This is a genomic window from Bradyrhizobium sp. FW305-F6 (genome assembly GCF_058782905.1).
Map to the genome: position 1 here is coordinate 1 of NZ_JBYSYD010000017.1, position 15,177 is coordinate 15,177.

Below are 15,177 nucleotides of genomic sequence, written 5' to 3' on the forward strand. Positions count from 1 at the left end.
GGAGGAGATCGCACACCATCCCCGCATAACACCGGAAAGGTGGTGCTCCTTCACATTATGATCTGCTGCTGATTACTCGAAGTGCTGCGCTCCGACAAGCGCGCCATCTTCACCGCGGCGAGCAAGGCACAAGAGATCACCGACTGGATGCACGCCCGGCAAGCCAATGCTCATAGGTACGACGTCAGGGGCGCCGCATAGGCGCCCCTCAGCCAACCGTTTCAAGAGATCCACCGGGTGCGATCAGCTGACCGCACCCTCCCGGAACAGCGTCTCGATCAGCGGGCATTCCGGCAACGTGCCGTCAGCACATTGCGCGACAACCTGCTTGAGCACCCGCTCCATGCGCTTCAGATCGCCGATCTTCGCCTGCACGTCCTCAAGGTGTGCGGCGGCGACGGCGCGCGCCTCGGCACAGGGCTGGTCGCGCTCGTCGACGAGACGCAGCAGCTCACGGATTTCATCAAGGGAGAAGCCGAGCTCGCGCGCCCGCAGCACGAAGCGAAGGCGCCGCTCATGCGACGTGTCGTAGCTGCGGTAGCCGCTCGTTGTGCGCGGCGGTTCGGGCAGAAGGCCGACCTTCTCGTAATAACGCACCGTCTCCAGATTGCAGCCCGTTCGCTGGGCGAGTTCCGCCCGCTGCAGTCCCTTCACCACGGCGTGATCGCGCATCGCAAAATCCTTCTTGACCCTGTAGCGACTACAGACCGCATGGTACGGCACGCTTAGGATTTCGACAAGGAAGAGAGAGTGGACATGGCCGCATCGCGATCCGGAACGGCAAGCATGGCGCCTCGTGCGGCGGATCCCTCCGCCTCCGAGCGCGGCGAGGTCGGACGGCAGCGTCTGATCGCCGTTGGCGGTATTTGCGGCGCGCTCGCCGCCTCGTCCTGCTGCATCGTGCCGCTGATCCTGTTCAGCGTCGGCATCGGTGGTGCCTGGATTGGCAACTTGACGGCGCTTGCACCCTACAAACCGATCTTCGTCGCCGGAACCGCAGGCCTTCTCGGTTACGGCTTCTATCTCGTCTACTGGAAGCCGCGGCGAGCGTGCGCCGAGGGCGCCGCTTGCGCGCGCCCCATTTCCAACCGTCTCGTCCAGCTCGCGCTCTGGATCGCGACCATGCTTGTGGTCGCCGCCTTCGCCTTCGACTACATCGCCCCGCTGCTGCTTCGCGCCTGACACCAAAAGGAGACACGTCCGATGAACAAATATTTGAGCGCACTCACCCTGATCGCCTCGATGATGACGGCGTCGACCGCATTCGCCGGCGAACGCACGATCACCTTCGCTGTCGACAACATGACCTGCGCCTCGTGTCCCTACATCGTGAAGAGCTCGATGGAGGGGGTCCTCGGCGTCGCAAAGGTCGCCGTTTCGTTCCGTGCCAAGACCGCAACCGTGATCTTCGACGACGCGAAGACGAGCCCGGACGCCATCGCGACCGCCAGTATGAACGCGGGCTATCCGGCCCATCCGGTGAAGCAGGGCAGTTGAGGTGAATGACCGCGCCCTGATCCGTGCAGGCACGGCCGGTGCCGTCCTCGCTGCGATCTGTTGCGCGACACCGTTTCTCGCCGGAGGCCTGCCACTGGCCGGCCTCGGCGCATGGCTGGCAGGTGCGGGTCCGGTGGTGCTTCCCCTGGTGATCGCGTGCCTCGGTCTCGTCGCGTGGGCTATCCATCGTCGCCGTGCAAAAGCTGACTGCGGCGAGTCCAAAATTCACAACGAAGGCGTCAGGCCATGAACGACTGCTGCGCATCCTCCCCGTCTTGCGACAAGCCTGCCGCTTCCGCATCCGCGACGCTCCCCAGCTACGCCGTGCGGCCGGGCGTGACGTTTCCGGATTGGTCTGTGGTCAAATCACCGGCGGTCAAGGATGCCCTGCAGGCGATGGTCGGGTCCGATCATGTGTTCGATCGCTGGAGTGGTTACGATCCCGCCACGGATCGGGTTCGCGTTGCGCTGCTCGAACTCTACTCCGAAGACGGACGAGCCCCGACCACGGGCGCGCTTGCGCAGCGAGCGGGGTTGAACGAGACGTCCGTCCGGACTCTGCTCGAAGAGCTCCGCCGTCGCGACCTGGTCGTGCTCGACGGCGAGCGGATCGTCGGCGCCTATCCCTTCACCGACAGCGACACGGGCCACCGGGTCACACTGGACGGGCGTGTTCTCAACGCAATGTGCGCGGTCGACGCACTCGGCGTTGGCGCCATGACTGATCGCGATATCACGATTGCATCGCGCTGCCGCCATTGTGGTGCGCCAATCCGGGTCACCACACGGGATCAAGGTCGGATGCTGGCTCGCGTTGAGCCGAAGACCTCGGTCATGTGGCAAAGCGTCCGCTACGAAGGCGCGTGCGCTGCGAACTCGCTGTGCGCGACGACCGCCTTCTTCTGTTCGGACGAGCATCTCTCCGCCTGGCGCCGTGAACTGGTTGCGGGCGAGGCCGGACTTCGGCTGTCGGTCGAGGAAGGGCTGGAGGCTGGTCGCGCTCTGTTCGGGCCGAGTCTCGCCGGCCTCGATAAGGCGGCACGCTCGTCGGTCAGCTCGACATCGAAGCGCGCTGTGGTGGGGAACCGCATTCGCACGAACGGTCGCAATGGTGGCGCCTACGATCTCGTCGTCATCGGCGCCGGCTCGGCCGGCTTCTCGGCCTCCATCACAGCTGCCGATCAGGGCGCACAGGTGGCCCTCATCGGCAGCGGCACCATCGGCGGCACCTGCGTCAATATCGGCTGCGTGCCGTCAAAGACCTTGATCCGCGCCGCCGAGACGCTTCACAACGCGCGCGTGGCAGCACGTTTTGCCGGCGTCACGGCGGAGGCCGAACTGACCGACTGGCGCAGCGCCGTTCGTCAGAAGGATACCCTCGTTTCCGAACTGCGCCACGCCAAGTACACGAATCTGCTGCCCGCCTATAATGGCATTGCTTATCGCGAAGGAGCGGCGCGCCTCATAGCAGGTGGTGTCGAGGTGGACGGCGCGCGCATTCCCGCCGGCAAGATCATCATCGCGACCGGCGCGCGGCCGGCGACACCCGCCATCCCCGGCATCGAGGCCGTGCCGTATCTCACCAGCACGACCGCGCTCGATCTTGAGGGGCTACCACGATCGTTGCTCGTCATCGGCGGCGGCTATATCGGGGCGGAGCTCGCCCAGATGTTCGCCCGCGCGGGCGTCAAGGTGACGCTGGTGTACCGATCTCGTCTGCTCCCCGAGGCCGAGCCCGAGATCGGCGCAGCGCTGACGGGATATTTCCAGGACGAAGGGATCTCCGTGATTTCCGGCCTCGCCTACCGTGCGATCCGCAAGACCGAGAACGGCATTGCGCTCGATATTTCGCGCGACGGACAGAACACCACGATTGACGCCGATCAGGTGCTGATCACCACCGGGCGCGCGCCCAACATCGAAGGCCTTGGGCTCACCGAACACGGGATCGCCGTCTCGCCGAAGGGCGGCATTGTCGTCGACGACCGCATGCGCACCACCGGGGTCGGCATCTATGCCGCCGGCGACGTCACCGGCCGCGACCAGTTCGTCTATATGGCCGCCTATGGCGCCAAGCTCGCTGCCAAGAATGCTCTTAACGGTGACAGCCTCCGCTATGACAACAGCGCCATGCCCGCGATTGTGTTCACCGACCCGCAGGTGGCGAGCGTTGGGCTGACCGAGGCCGCGGCGCGCGCGGTCGGGCATGCCGTGCGCGTCTCGACGATCGGTCTCGACCAGGTGCCGCGCGCGCTCGCCGCCCGCGATACCCGTGGACTCATCAAGCTCGTGGCAGACGCCGGCAACGGTCGGCTGCTCGGCGCGCATATTCTCGCGCCGGAAGGAGCCGACAGCATCCAGACCGCGGCGCTTGCAATCCGGCAGGGCCTTACCGTCGAAGACCTTGCGGATACACTCTTCCCGTATCTCACCACCGTTGAGGGACTAAAGCTCGCGGCTCTCGCCTTCGACAAGGACGTGGCGAGGCTGTCGTGCTGCGCTGGCTAAGGGCTCGGGTATAGAAGGCGGCAATGTCTAATGGCGAACACATATGACGTAGCGGCGATCGTAACAGCGCATCGGGTTCGTGCGGCGGGTTGGCGCGTCGCTGTCGCGGACTTCCGGCCCTTCGGGGGTACCTGTGCCCTGCGCGGTTGCGATCCGAAGAAAATGATGGTTGGCGGTGCCGAGGCGGCTGATCACGCTTGGCGCATGAGCGGACGTGGAGTCGAAGGAGACGCGAGGCTCGATTGGACGGGACTGATGGCTTTCAAGCGCAGCTTCACCGATCCTGTGCCGCAGAAGCGAGAGAAGGCCTTTGCCGACAAAGGGATTGACGCCTTCCATGGTCACGTTCGCTTCATCGGGCCGAACGCGCTCGAATTCGGAGGAGAAAGCATCGAGGCGGACCACATCGTGATCGCAGCCGGCGCCGAGGCCGTGCCGCTCGGGATTCCGGGCGAGCAACATCTCATCACCAATGAAGACTTCCTCGAACTGGAGAGCCTGTCTGAACGCATTGTCATGGTCGGCGGCGGTTATATCGCCGCCGAATTTTCGCACATCGCGGCGCGCGCTGGAGCGCAGGTAACGATCCTCCAGCACGGGGGGCGAATGCTGAAGCAATTCGACCCCGATCTCGTCGGCTGGCTTATGGACAAGTTCCGCGAGCGCGGGGTCAACGTCCGCACACAGACAGGAGTGACCGCCATCGAGAAGATGTCGGACGGCTATCGCGTCCGGGCGAACGGTCCCGAGGGCGAATTCATCACGGAGGCAGATGTGGTCGTCCATGCCGCTGGTCGGGCACCGGCGCTCGCAACGCTCGATCTCGATGCCGGGAACGTAAAGCACAATAGCGGGCGGCTGATGCTTAACGGATTTTTGCAGAGCGTCTCCAATCCAGCCGTCTACGCAGCAGGCGACGCCGCCGGCATAGGACCACCGCTCACTCCAGTATCAAGCCATGACGCGAAGGTAGTCGCGGTAAACCTGCTCAACGGCAACACGGTCACTCCCGACTACGCGGGCGTTCCGAGCGTCGCCTTCACCATCCCGCCGATCGCAGCTGTGGGAATGAGCGAGGCAAAGGCGCGCGAGGACCGCCGGAACGTTCGCGTCAAGACGGAGCGCGCGGACAACTGGTTCACCGCTCGCCAACAGGCCGAGACGGTATATGGCTTCAAAACGTTGGTCGACGCGGACACTGACCGCATCCTCGGCGCCCATCTTGTCGGTCCGCACGCTGACGAGGTGATCAACATCTTTGCACTGGCGATCAGGCAAGGGCTGACGGCACACCAGTTGAAATCCACCATGTTCGCATACCCCAGCGGCGCGTCAGATGTCGGCGAGATGCTTTGAGCGTAAGTGAGGCGGTGGTCGACCGGTACGGCCGTCGAGCAATCTGCAGGAAAGAAATCCCTTCGCCAGTCGCATTCGAGCAATCCTAAAAAACCACGAGCCGACAATGCGAAGAGCAGCTCCCAGATGCTCCTGAGTGTCGCTCGCACCCGCTCTAGTCTAAAACAGCAACGCCGCCAGATCGACCAAGCGGCATGAGGCGCAACATCCATGCCTCGGGCGCTTGGGCTTCATCGTTCCTCTTTTTCACATGACGAAGGCCCTCGCGGCTGGTTGTGTGCATCGTCATGCGTATACCGACGCATGGAGATGGCGGTTCTCCCATCACCTGCCGGCGTCGGCGAGATGTGCCGGGCGGGTTCTTCTGGTTTCAGAGATGCGCGTCTGTTCTGGGCGGTCGTTGTTCCGAAGCGGCAGAAGCCCGATGTCATCACGATGCGACAGCTTGGGGTTGCTGTCGCGTCCGCTGGACCGGACGAAAGCTACGCGGCGCACGCAAGTCTCTTTCACCAACGCGCGTTGAACCGTCGTCTGCGGCATCGCGTGCCTGTCGCTCAGTCATATCCCCATCGTTCGGCCTGACGCGCCCAATGCGTCCTCGATTTGGCATGTCTAACCGAAGGCCGTCGTCGCTGCGCTCCGCCTCGATCAAAAGACCGCAACGGCCGTTCTCGGCTTTCTTCCCCTGGTCGCTGCGCGCCCATTCCTCGCGAGACAAGAAAGCCTTGCCCTGGCCGCCCTCTACTGCGTGGCGGCCCTTCGGGTGCGGTCCGATCGCCTCCGGTCAACGACAGCCATCGAGGTCGCGATGGTCGCGGCCCGGGAAACTGAAGAGGACACCACAATGGCAACCATCGGCACCTTCACCTCGACCGGCAACGGCTTCACCGGCACCGTTCGCACCCTCGCGCTCAATGCCAAGGCCAAGCTGGTTCGGGTCGAGAACCCCTCCGACAAGGGACCGCACTTCCGCATCTTCGCCGGCAATGTCGAGCTGGGAGCGGCTTGGCAGAAGACGGCCAGGGACACCGAGCGCGACTATCTCTCGGTCAAGCTCGACGATCCGAGCTTCCCAGCTCCGATCTACGCCACCCTGATTGAGGTGGAAGGCCTGGAAGGTCTCCAGCTCATCTGGTCCCGCCCGAACCGCGACTGACCAATCAAACCGGCCCCGCCGCTCGACGGCGGGGCCTCTTTGTGGAGGAATTCTAGCCTTGAAGAGTTGCGCGATTGTGGCGCTGCACGAGTGCCGACTGGCTAGAAGCGCGTTTAGAGGCCCTTGCTTTTCGATTCCTCCGCAGCGACCGCTTGCCCACATCCAAAGCATCGTTAGGCTGGATCTTCATGAGGGAGATCGGTTTCCTCTCGTTCGGGCGCGGCACGCTGTCACTGCAATCGCAGACGCCCTACTCCAATCCGTTGATTTGGCCGTCGCGGCCAAGGCGCGGGGTGCAGCCGGGGCCCTCTCCTCCCGACTGGTTTGTTGCGGCCCCCAACGGGTCGATGTCAATGCGTTGGCACTCTTCGCATTTAGGCATGAGCGCAAGCGCACCTCTCCGGCACCTCCTCCGCACTCACAATCGAGAAATCCAGCCACCACGCCTCCCTCTCCAGAGCTTTCCTTCATAAAAATTGCATGGAATTCATGGTTTCATGATATAATGATTTCATGAAAGCCGCTACCCGATCACGCTTTGAGGTTGATGAGTACCTGCAGATTCAGGTGCCAGCGATCACGAGGCACCAACTTGGCATTCGAGCAGCGGAGACGCGCGAACCCATTCGGGTCGTCGTCCTTCGCGCGCTAAAAGCCTATGGCCTGACCGTGCCCGATGAAGCAATCTCCGACCGTCGAAAAAGGCGGCCAGCATGACGGACGAATTTTCCCCGCTCAGCGTTCAAGACTATGCCTCCCAGGCGTTGACCACCGATCAGCGGAGCGACAGCGGTTCACTCACATTCCCATTGCTCGGCCTATTTGGTGAGACGGGCAGCCTCCTCAGTGAGGTTAAGAAGAAACAGCGAGATCGGGCTTCATATCTCGGTTATGCGGGTGCCGTGGTTGACGAGCTCGGAGATGTGCTTTGGTATCTCACTGCGGTCGCCGCACGAGGTGGGCTGTCTCTCGGCGAAATCGCCGGGAACCTGAACCGAGGGTACTCGGATTGGCAGCGTGCACCTGACGCCACGCTTTCATTTGCCTCGCTTCAGCCTGCGATAATGTCTCGCCGCCCGGAACCCACTCCGGCCTTCGAAAAGACGCTGCTCCAGCTCGCCGGCGAAGTCGGCCTGCTCATGACTGATCACGAAGCGGGCCGTCTTGCCGCCAACCAATCTGCGCTGGCGGGCCGTCTTGTCGCGATCATGCGAACCTTGATTCAAGCCGCAAACGAGGCGGGCGTGACGCTCGAGGCGGCCGCAGTAAAGAATCTCAACAAGATTTTCGATCGATGGCCTCGCGAGCGCCTCTACCCAGCACCTTTCGATGCGACGGCTGAAGCCGAAGAACAATTGCCGCGAGATCTCTACGTCGACGTCTTCGAGCGCAAGGTCCGGGGCCAAACCTATGTGTTCCAGCGCTGCAACGGCCTGAACATTGGCGACCGGCTGACCGACAACGCCATGGCGGCCGATGACTATCGCTTTCACGATGTCTTCCACTATGCTTATGTGGCTGTCCTGACGTGGTCGCCTGTCATCCGCGCTCTTTTCCGCCTCAAACGTAAAAGCGATCCCAAGATCGATGAGGCGCAGGATGGTGCACGGGCTACTCTCATCGAAGAGGGCGTCGCAACCTGGATTTTCGGCCAAGCGGTCGCGTTGGATTTTTTCGCCAACGTGAAGGTGGGCGAGCTGCCGTTCGACATGCTCAAGCACGTCCGCCAGTTCGTCGCCGGCTATGAAGCCGAGCAAATTCCATTGTGGCTCTGGGAAGAGGCGATCCTGCAAGGCTACGCCGCTTTCCGCGTTCTGCGCGAACATCGGCGCGGGCGCCTTCACATCGATGCAAACAACCGTCGCCTTACAATCGAGACACTCCCTTGAAAACGCCAAGATCCTTTGCTGAAGCCCTCGCGCAGACCCGCCTCCCTTCGGTCTTCAACCCTTACGCTGATTGCTGTCCGACTCATGATCGCGCGGACGCGGCTCGCGTTCGGCGGCGTAACCTTGTGCGATGCCTCGATGCGGCCGTAACCGCGCACGTCGATACGATTTGGATCGCACGCGATCTCGGGTATCGTGGAGGCCGCAGAACGGGTGTGCCGCTGACGGACGAGGTTCATCTGGGTCAAGCGGCAGCCCTGATGGGCGGCATAGCGTTGGATCGCGCGACACGAGGCCCGGTAGTCGCTGAGCGAACTGCCGCCATTGTTTGGAGCGTCTTGTCCCGGATCGGCGAGCCCGCGGTCTTGTGGAATATCTTTCCACTCCATCCGCACGAGCCCGATGATCCCTTCTCAAATCGCTGCCACACCCGAGCTGAGCGGGAAGCCACGTGGCCATTGCTCACCGCTCTCATCGCAATGATCAAACCGCGCAGGATCGTGGCGATCGGCCGCGACGCCGGCATCGCTCTCGGCGGCCTTGATGTTACGGTCGAAGTCGTCCGCCATCCGAGTTATGGCGGTCAGGCTGAGTTCATCTCTGGCGTCAATCAGATCTACGGGCTTGCGGGCCAAGACGAGGCCCAACAGACCCTCGAACTTCCCTTTTCCGGCACTCACGCCGCAAGAGGGGCCGCCGCCTGATCGAATTTAGTGATCAACGCTCCGATCTCCGAGCGGCTGGCCGTCTTCCCGTTGCGCTTCGGTTGATCGATTTCGGCATGAGTGGAAATAACGGTGAGCGCGCCGACTTTGAGACCCGCCTCGTGTGCGACGAAGTCCATCAAGCGGCCGAGGCCAATTAGATTGCCCAGCATCTTTTCGATGTAGAAGTGATTGCGGTACATCGCGGTCAATATCAGCGTCCTTTCTGCGCCGGGTATGACCTTGAAGCTCATAAAGCTGAGACATTGTCCGCCATAGGGAGAATTATCAACATCCCTAGCTGGATCGAACAGCGACAGTTCGAACTTGTTCAAGGCCCGCACGTCCTCATTGCGCAGTCGTTCGACGATGTCCCAGAGCTGGTTAGGCGGCTCGCCCGACGGCGCCGGGTACTGAATCATGCGCTCGAAATAGTAACCTGACCAACGTTCGCTGCGACGCACTTTCTTCAAAACGTTGTCGCGGAACACGTCGAAGAAAGCAGGGGCGCCGTAGCGGCGATAGAGGCCGGCTGGGAAAATCGTGTTCGCCACCGTCTCGACAGACTTGGCGCAATCGGAAAGAAACTCGTCGACGACCGCAATGCGGGCATCGGCAAGCGTCGCATTGGCGACTGGATCTGCGACGTCAATGATCACGTTGTAAGCCGAATGGCCTGGCCGACCATCGACGGCGCGCACAGCTTCGCGCCATGCGCTGGCGCAATCAGGCTGCGGCGGAATGGGCAGATACATCGAGCTCCTCCAAGAGGGTTGCGGCCGCATAGATGCGTGGGCCAAGGAAACGCTCTGTAAGCCAGCCGTAGCCGGCGTCACCCCAGCTCGGCCCCCAACTGTTGCGCACCAAAATGGCGCGTTGCCCGTCAACAATTCCGTGGCCGACCGCCACCACCGCGTGGCGTCGATCAGGCTCCGGCTGCTCGTCGGCTGCGGGATCGACAACACCCTGCGGATTCCGCTGATAGAAGGCGCGCGACAGCATCGTGAGGATGATCATGGGTCGCCCATGATCTAGTTCCTGGATGACTCGATCGATCGAGTGCGCCGCGGTCGTGCCGTTGCGGCCGAAGAGCTTGCCGACCTCGTGCGGAGGCATCCACGACGCCGCATCTGGGGGCGTCGCTGCCAGGTAGGGCCAGCCGCTCTCTTCGGGTTGTCCGTCCTCGCGAAGCGTTTCCAGCATCGAGGACAGGAGAGCACCGGTGTTCGGTGGCCGGCCAGCGCGCCGTTGCGCCTGATAGAAGGCGTATTCGCAGGACAACGGCGCCCATCCCTCGCGTACTGCGGCATGGGCGTCGCTGGCCGCGAAAGCAAGGCAGGTTGGGCGCGCTCCCTGATTGCGGGCCGGCCCGAAAGAAGCCCGCAAATCGACAGATACCGAGATGTCGTTCATGCGGCCTCAAGCAGCCTCCGCCGCTCAGCGCGCGAAAGCCCCTCTTGCTCAGGGCCGGTCAAATCGACTTCTACGGCAAGGGTGGCGAGAGGCAGGTCAGGGTCCCAGGGGCGACGTTCGTCGATCGCGAGGCGCCCGCGATAGATGTCCGGCGGTGTCGCGGTTACACGGCGAATGACAGGGCCGCCGACGCCCTCAGCGTCGAGTGCCTGCAGGTCGTCGCGGACGATCGCGAACCCGCTCGATTTGAGCTGGTCGATGTCCCAGAGATAACCGCCGCCACTATGTTCCTCGAGCCTGAGAACGAATAGGTCGTTACGGCTTCCGTCGATTCGCGCCCCAGCGTCGCGCTCGGTCAGCAACCACACATCACCGCGATAGTCCTGCGGGCGATAGGCTTCGAGCAAAGCGGCTTTCATTTCGCGCGGCTGGGTCTGAAGAAGCTCCCGAGCTTGTGCCGGTTGGATGAATCTGTGGCGGGCGAGCGTCCAGCAGGTCGCCTCGTAACTAGCCCCGATTCGCAACGAGAGCTGGTAGACCACATTCGGCCGCCGAAAATCCGGGACCGTCCAACTCTGGCGAGCAGTGTGCCAAGCGACCAGCCAGCGCGGCATCATGAACTCGACCGCGAATGCGTCGGCCTCGACCTCCTGGAAATCGCCTCCCGGCTGCGCCTGCAGCGGCATCCGCCGCAGAATGCTTTCGTCATCCAGACTTGGTTGGTGCTGCAGACGGAAATGGCCGAGTTCGTGAGCCGCGGTGAAACGCTGGATACTCATCGGGCGCTGGGTCGTCACGAGGACACCTGGCCCAGGATCGCTCAGATAAGCGCCGAGGAGCCCTTGGAGGGGTCGCACGAGTAGCGGCAAGTCCAGTGCATGGATAGCTGCGAAAACATCAACGTTGCCACCGGCGGTCTCAATCTGTTGGCGCAGCTCAAGTTGCTGATGCAAACGCGCCGCGGCCATCGTGCCAGCGCGAACTGCACCTTGATAATCCGCGGCCACCATCGATCAGCCTTGGGCAGCGCGCGACCGAGCGCGCAGGTATTCGGCGAAGCGTCCAAGCTCGGTGCGATCCTGCTCCGAGAGGTCGGCCGCCTTGCGCGCAAGGTGGGCGACGTCGATCGGCAGACTTGCGGCGGCATCCTCTCCGGTAAAGTATCCCACCGGCTGGCGGTACAGCTTGGCGAGGCGTGCAAGTTCGATTGCTTCGACACGCCGTTGGCCGTTCTCGATATCAGTCAGAGCGGTCCGAGGGATCTTCAAATAGGTGGCGACTTCTTCCTGCTTGAGACCGAGATATTTGCGAGCTTCGCGTAGCCGATCGCCTAAATGACGGCGCGCTTGCTCATCGCTATCTTGATGAAGTGCGAGATCAGTCATGGCTTCGCTCCTTTCTTCTTCGTCCACTCTTTCTCCAAACGTGGCAGGAGATGCCCGAGCGCGCTGTCCACCGACGTGTACCCGCCCGCGCGAACGACGCTTTCAGACAGCTCAAAGCCGACAATTGGCTCGACGGCGCAGAGAATGGAGACGACAATCAACGAGTCCACGTGAATGGCCGTCTTTGATATCTGTGCCGGGATGGCCGGTAGCGATATGCCCCTGATCGATGCCTCAATCTTTACGGCTTCGACCAACTCATTGCGCAGTTTGGCCTCTACAGCCGCCAAGGGAAACGGCGCAGTTTTGATAGGTGGCGGGGCGAGCGTAGTGGCAACCATCGCTGTGTCTTTCGAGGACTTGGGTCGAATATAATGTCGGATTTCCAGACACGCAAGTGGCAAATGCTAGAGAATCCCCCACGCCCGATACCGTCCCCTTCCGGTTGCTTCTCGTAATCCCAGCTCCGTGACTAGGTCCTGCGCGGCGCGCGGCGTGATGCCAAGTTCCCTGGCGATCATGCCGGCCGAGGCGATCGGCCGGGTCAGCACATAGTCGAGCAGCGCCGGCAGTTTTGACGTGGCGCGGCGGCCGGCGAGTTTTCGGGCGAGCAGGGTTCGCTGGTTCAGCCAGCGGTCGTGGTCCTTGAGACCGGCCGCCGCGGCAGCGGTGATGGCCTCGAGCTGCACGGCGAGTCGCGCCGCCGCGTCGCGCGGCCGCCGGCGTTCGCGGGGGATCGCCCTCAGCCCGTCATGCAGGCAGGGCAGATGCCAGCGGGTCTTGGCCCGCGCGCGCAACACGCTGGCTGCCAGCAGCCGGCCGAGCCAGGGCGTGTGCTGCAGCGGGGCGATGGCGTCCCAGGCCTCGGCCGCCAGCGCGGCCGCGAGCGTCGGCGGCAAGGTGCGGGTCTGCTCGACCACGGCGCGCCAGTCGTCGAGACGCGCGTCCTCGTCCCAGTCGGGATCGTAGACCAGCGGGTCCCGCTCGGACTGGGTGCGGCTGCCGCTGGCGAGTGTCCGCTCCGCCTTGGCATTCGCGGCGTCGGCCGCGGCGAAGGCGGCGGCCAAGTGCGGGTCGGATTCGGTGCCGCAAAGCGGCGTGTCGAGATCGGCGGCGTCCTGATCTCCGCTATCATCGCCGCCGACGAAGCCTCGCTCCGCTTCCTTCCGGTTGCCCCTCCCCGCCTCCCACTCGCCCGGCCCGCTGCGGCCGCGCAGGCTGTCGAGCCCCGCCGGCGATGGTGCCCAATCCGGCTTCGCGTCGGCGATGCGGCGCCGGGTCCGTAGCACGGCGTGGGCGCGGGTGAGTTCGTGGGTCGGGGCACGGATGTCCATGCCGGCGTCGTGGAGAACCAGATCGTCGATATGGACCAGCTCGCCTTCCAGCCACAGACTGGCGCAGGCGTCAGTATAATGTGTGCGTGCAACCCAGCCGTCGCGGATCGGGCTCTTGGCCAGGCGTTCGTCGAGCCGGGCCAGCGCGTCCTCGGCGATGGCGAGCGGTGTCGCTTTTGCTTCCCGATTTCAACAGCGCAAAGGTCATATGTTGTTTAGGTTTAGGGGCTAAAGCTAGCCAAATTTTCCGCTAACAATTTCAGCGACTGCTCGATTTGCCGCACCGACCGCAAACCCGAACAACCGTCTCTCCGCCTTCGCTGCCGTCGGACGAGGCATGGCTGGCGGCGCGCCGCATCGCGCGCGAACTCGACAGGATTCTCGATGAGCCGGGTCCGCATCGAGCGGCGGTCGATCGGGCGGCCGCCGAGCTACGCCTCTCGACCCGGCAGGTCTATAATCTGCTGGCGCGCTATCGGGTCGACCGGCGAGTGTCGTCGCTGCTTCCACGCACGAACGGCGCGAGGAAGAAGCGGCTTGACCATGAAGTCGAGGAAATCATCGCGGCGACCTTGCAGGCGCAATGGTTGACGCTCGAGGCGCCGCCGCTTGCGCCTGTGGTGGCCGAAATCCGCGCCCGTTGCGAGGAGGCCGGGCTGGCTGCGCCCTCGTACGGCGCTGTCGACCGCCGCATTCCGTCGCTTTTCAGCCCTGAGGAAATCGCCAAGAAGCGGTCGGCGAATCCGAAGCATCTGCTGCGGCTCAAACCGAGACCCGGATATATCCGCGCCTCGAAGCCGCTCGAAGTTTGTCAGATCGATCACACGCCCACAGACATCCATTTTGTGGAGGTCGTGGAGGGCGAAGGCGCCTTCGTCGGCAGGGCGTACCTGACCCTCGTCGCGGATGTGGCGACGCGCAGCATACTCGGCTTCTGTCTGACCCTCGAAAAGCCGTCGGCGCTGTCCGTCGCTCTATGCCTCGCGCAGGCGATGTGCCCGAAGGAGGATTGGTTGGCGGCGCGCGGCATCGAGCACCGCTGGCCGATGTTCGGACGGCCGCGGCAGCTCGTCACCGACTCCGCGAAAGAGTTCAAAGGGCGCGCTTTCCAGCGCGGCTGCGAGGATTATGGCATCCGCATTCGCTACCGCGATCGAGGCCGCGTCCATGAGGGCGGAGTGGTCGAACGGCTGCTCGGGAAGCTCAATGCCGTACTCGCGATGCACCCGGGCTCGACGGGTCGATCTGTGGCGGACCGCGATGGCTATCCCGCGGAGCGGCGTGCTCGCCTGAGTTTCGCTGACCTCGAGCGGTGCGTGGCGCTCGCCGTGATCGATCACAATCTGCAGCAGAATGCGAAGACGTTGAAGGTGCCGGCGGCGGAATGGGCGCAATACAGCCCGGATCTTCCGCGTTTCGAGGACGATCCGGCGCGGGTCGTGCTGGCGTTTCTGCCCGGGGCGGAGCGGCGGCTTTCGCCGCAGGGCGTGAGCATGTTCGCGTTGGACTATTATTCGCCGTGGCTGGGTGGCCTCGTCCCGCGGCGCGACCGTCTGGGTCGGCTCGAAGTGCGATACGACCCCCGCGACATCAGCCACATCTATATCCGGGATCCGGAAACGAGGGAGTTTCAGTCCGTCGGACGGCGCGATGGGTGGCTCGTTCCGATGACGCTGTGGGAGCACGAAGGCGACCGCGGTCGTCGACGCGCCGCGAACGCGCGATCGGACGCGGAGAAGGTGACGTTACAGCGTCGGATCGCCGAGATCGTCGGCGAATCGAAGCCTTCGAAGGTCGATCTGCGCGACGCCGTGCGCCGGACTCACGCGGCGGAGGCCAGCAAACCCTATGAGGCTATGGGCCCGTCGGCGCCTACCCCTCCGGCCGAGCGCCCAGTCCGCGAAAAGCGCCGATTGCCGGTCGAGGATTGGTGAG

At 63.5% G+C, this 15,177-nt stretch carries 15 protein-coding genes; 8 read left to right on the forward strand and 7 right to left on the reverse strand.

Features of this window, described 5'->3' with window-relative positions:
- Positions 1 to 243: 243 nt before the first annotated feature.
- Positions 244 to 672: a MerR family transcriptional regulator gene (locus tag AC3WLX_RS35975; protein ID WP_492339321.1), complete on the reverse strand. Its 429-nt coding sequence runs from the start codon at positions 670 to 672 to the stop codon at positions 244 to 246.
- A gap of 84 nt (positions 673 to 756) precedes the next feature.
- On the opposite strand from AC3WLX_RS35975, the gene AC3WLX_RS35980 reads away from it, so the two are divergent.
- The 7 genes from AC3WLX_RS35980 (at position 757) to AC3WLX_RS36010 (ending at position 9,110) form a co-directional block, all read left to right on the forward strand.
- Entirely contained in the window at positions 757 to 1,182 is a 426-nt protein-coding gene (locus AC3WLX_RS35980) for a mercuric transporter MerT family protein (protein WP_492339322.1), read from the forward strand.
- Between the two features lie 21 nt (positions 1,183 to 1,203).
- Complete coding sequence (locus AC3WLX_RS35985) at positions 1,204 to 1,497, forward strand: heavy-metal-associated domain-containing protein (RefSeq protein ID WP_492339323.1); 294 nt, start codon at positions 1,204 to 1,206, stop codon at positions 1,495 to 1,497.
- 246 nt (positions 1,498 to 1,743) lie between these two features.
- Positions 1,744 to 4,005: a bifunctional organomercurial lyase/mercury(II) reductase MerBA gene (merBA, locus tag AC3WLX_RS35990; protein WP_492339324.1), complete on the forward strand. Its 2,262-nt coding sequence runs from the start codon at positions 1,744 to 1,746 to the stop codon at positions 4,003 to 4,005.
- Positions 4,006 to 4,035: 30 nt separating this feature from the next.
- On the forward strand, positions 4,036 to 5,361 hold the full coding sequence (locus AC3WLX_RS35995; RefSeq protein WP_492339325.1) for a dihydrolipoyl dehydrogenase family protein: 1,326 nt from the start codon (positions 4,036 to 4,038) through the stop codon (positions 5,359 to 5,361).
- Positions 5,362 to 6,205: 844 nt separating this feature from the next.
- Entirely contained in the window at positions 6,206 to 6,517 is a 312-nt protein-coding gene (locus AC3WLX_RS36000) for a DUF736 domain-containing protein (RefSeq protein ID WP_492339326.1), read from the forward strand.
- Positions 6,518 to 7,230: 713 nt separating this feature from the next.
- Positions 7,231 to 8,406 (forward strand): nucleoside triphosphate pyrophosphohydrolase family protein, encoded by a 1,176-nt coding sequence (locus tag AC3WLX_RS36005; protein ID WP_492339327.1) that lies wholly within the window; start codon positions 7,231 to 7,233, stop codon positions 8,404 to 8,406.
- Between the two features lie 338 nt (positions 8,407 to 8,744).
- Positions 8,745 to 9,110: a uracil-DNA glycosylase family protein gene (locus AC3WLX_RS36010; RefSeq protein ID WP_492339328.1), complete on the forward strand. Its 366-nt coding sequence runs from the start codon at positions 8,745 to 8,747 to the stop codon at positions 9,108 to 9,110.
- Here AC3WLX_RS36010 and AC3WLX_RS36015 read toward each other — a convergent pair.
- From AC3WLX_RS36015 to AC3WLX_RS36040, 6 genes are all read right to left on the reverse strand, one after another.
- Positions 9,083 to 9,865 carry a hypothetical protein gene (locus AC3WLX_RS36015; protein WP_492339329.1) on the reverse strand — a complete coding sequence of 261 codons (783 nt, stop codon included), beginning with the start codon at positions 9,863 to 9,865 and terminating at the stop codon, positions 9,083 to 9,085. The genes AC3WLX_RS36010 and AC3WLX_RS36015 overlap by 28 nt on opposite strands.
- Entirely contained in the window at positions 9,837 to 10,523 is a 687-nt protein-coding gene (locus AC3WLX_RS36020; protein ID WP_492339330.1) for a C1 family peptidase, read from the reverse strand. The genes AC3WLX_RS36015 and AC3WLX_RS36020 overlap by 29 nt, the downstream gene beginning before the upstream one ends.
- Positions 10,520 to 11,533, reverse strand: a complete 1,014-nt coding sequence (locus AC3WLX_RS36025; RefSeq protein ID WP_492339331.1) for an ImmA/IrrE family metallo-endopeptidase — start codon at positions 11,531 to 11,533, stop codon at positions 10,520 to 10,522. Before AC3WLX_RS36025 ends, AC3WLX_RS36020 begins: the two co-directional genes overlap by 4 nt.
- 3 nt (positions 11,534 to 11,536) lie before the next feature.
- On the reverse strand, positions 11,537 to 11,908 hold the full coding sequence (locus tag AC3WLX_RS36030) for a helix-turn-helix domain-containing protein (protein WP_492339332.1): 372 nt from the start codon (positions 11,906 to 11,908) through the stop codon (positions 11,537 to 11,539).
- On the reverse strand, positions 11,905 to 12,249 hold the full coding sequence (locus AC3WLX_RS36035; RefSeq protein ID WP_492339333.1) for a hypothetical protein: 345 nt from the start codon (positions 12,247 to 12,249) through the stop codon (positions 11,905 to 11,907). Before AC3WLX_RS36035 ends, AC3WLX_RS36030 begins: the two co-directional genes overlap by 4 nt.
- Positions 12,250 to 12,315: 66 nt before the next feature.
- Entirely contained in the window at positions 12,316 to 13,401 is a 1,086-nt protein-coding gene (locus AC3WLX_RS36040) for an RHE_PE00001 family protein (RefSeq protein ID WP_492339345.1), read from the reverse strand.
- A 116-nt stretch (positions 13,402 to 13,517) separates the two neighbouring features.
- On the opposite strand from AC3WLX_RS36040, the gene AC3WLX_RS36045 reads away from it, so the two are divergent.
- Entirely contained in the window at positions 13,518 to 15,176 is a 1,659-nt protein-coding gene (locus AC3WLX_RS36045; protein WP_492339334.1) for a TnsB C-terminal domain-containing protein, read from the forward strand.
- Position 15,177 lies beyond the last annotated feature (1 nt).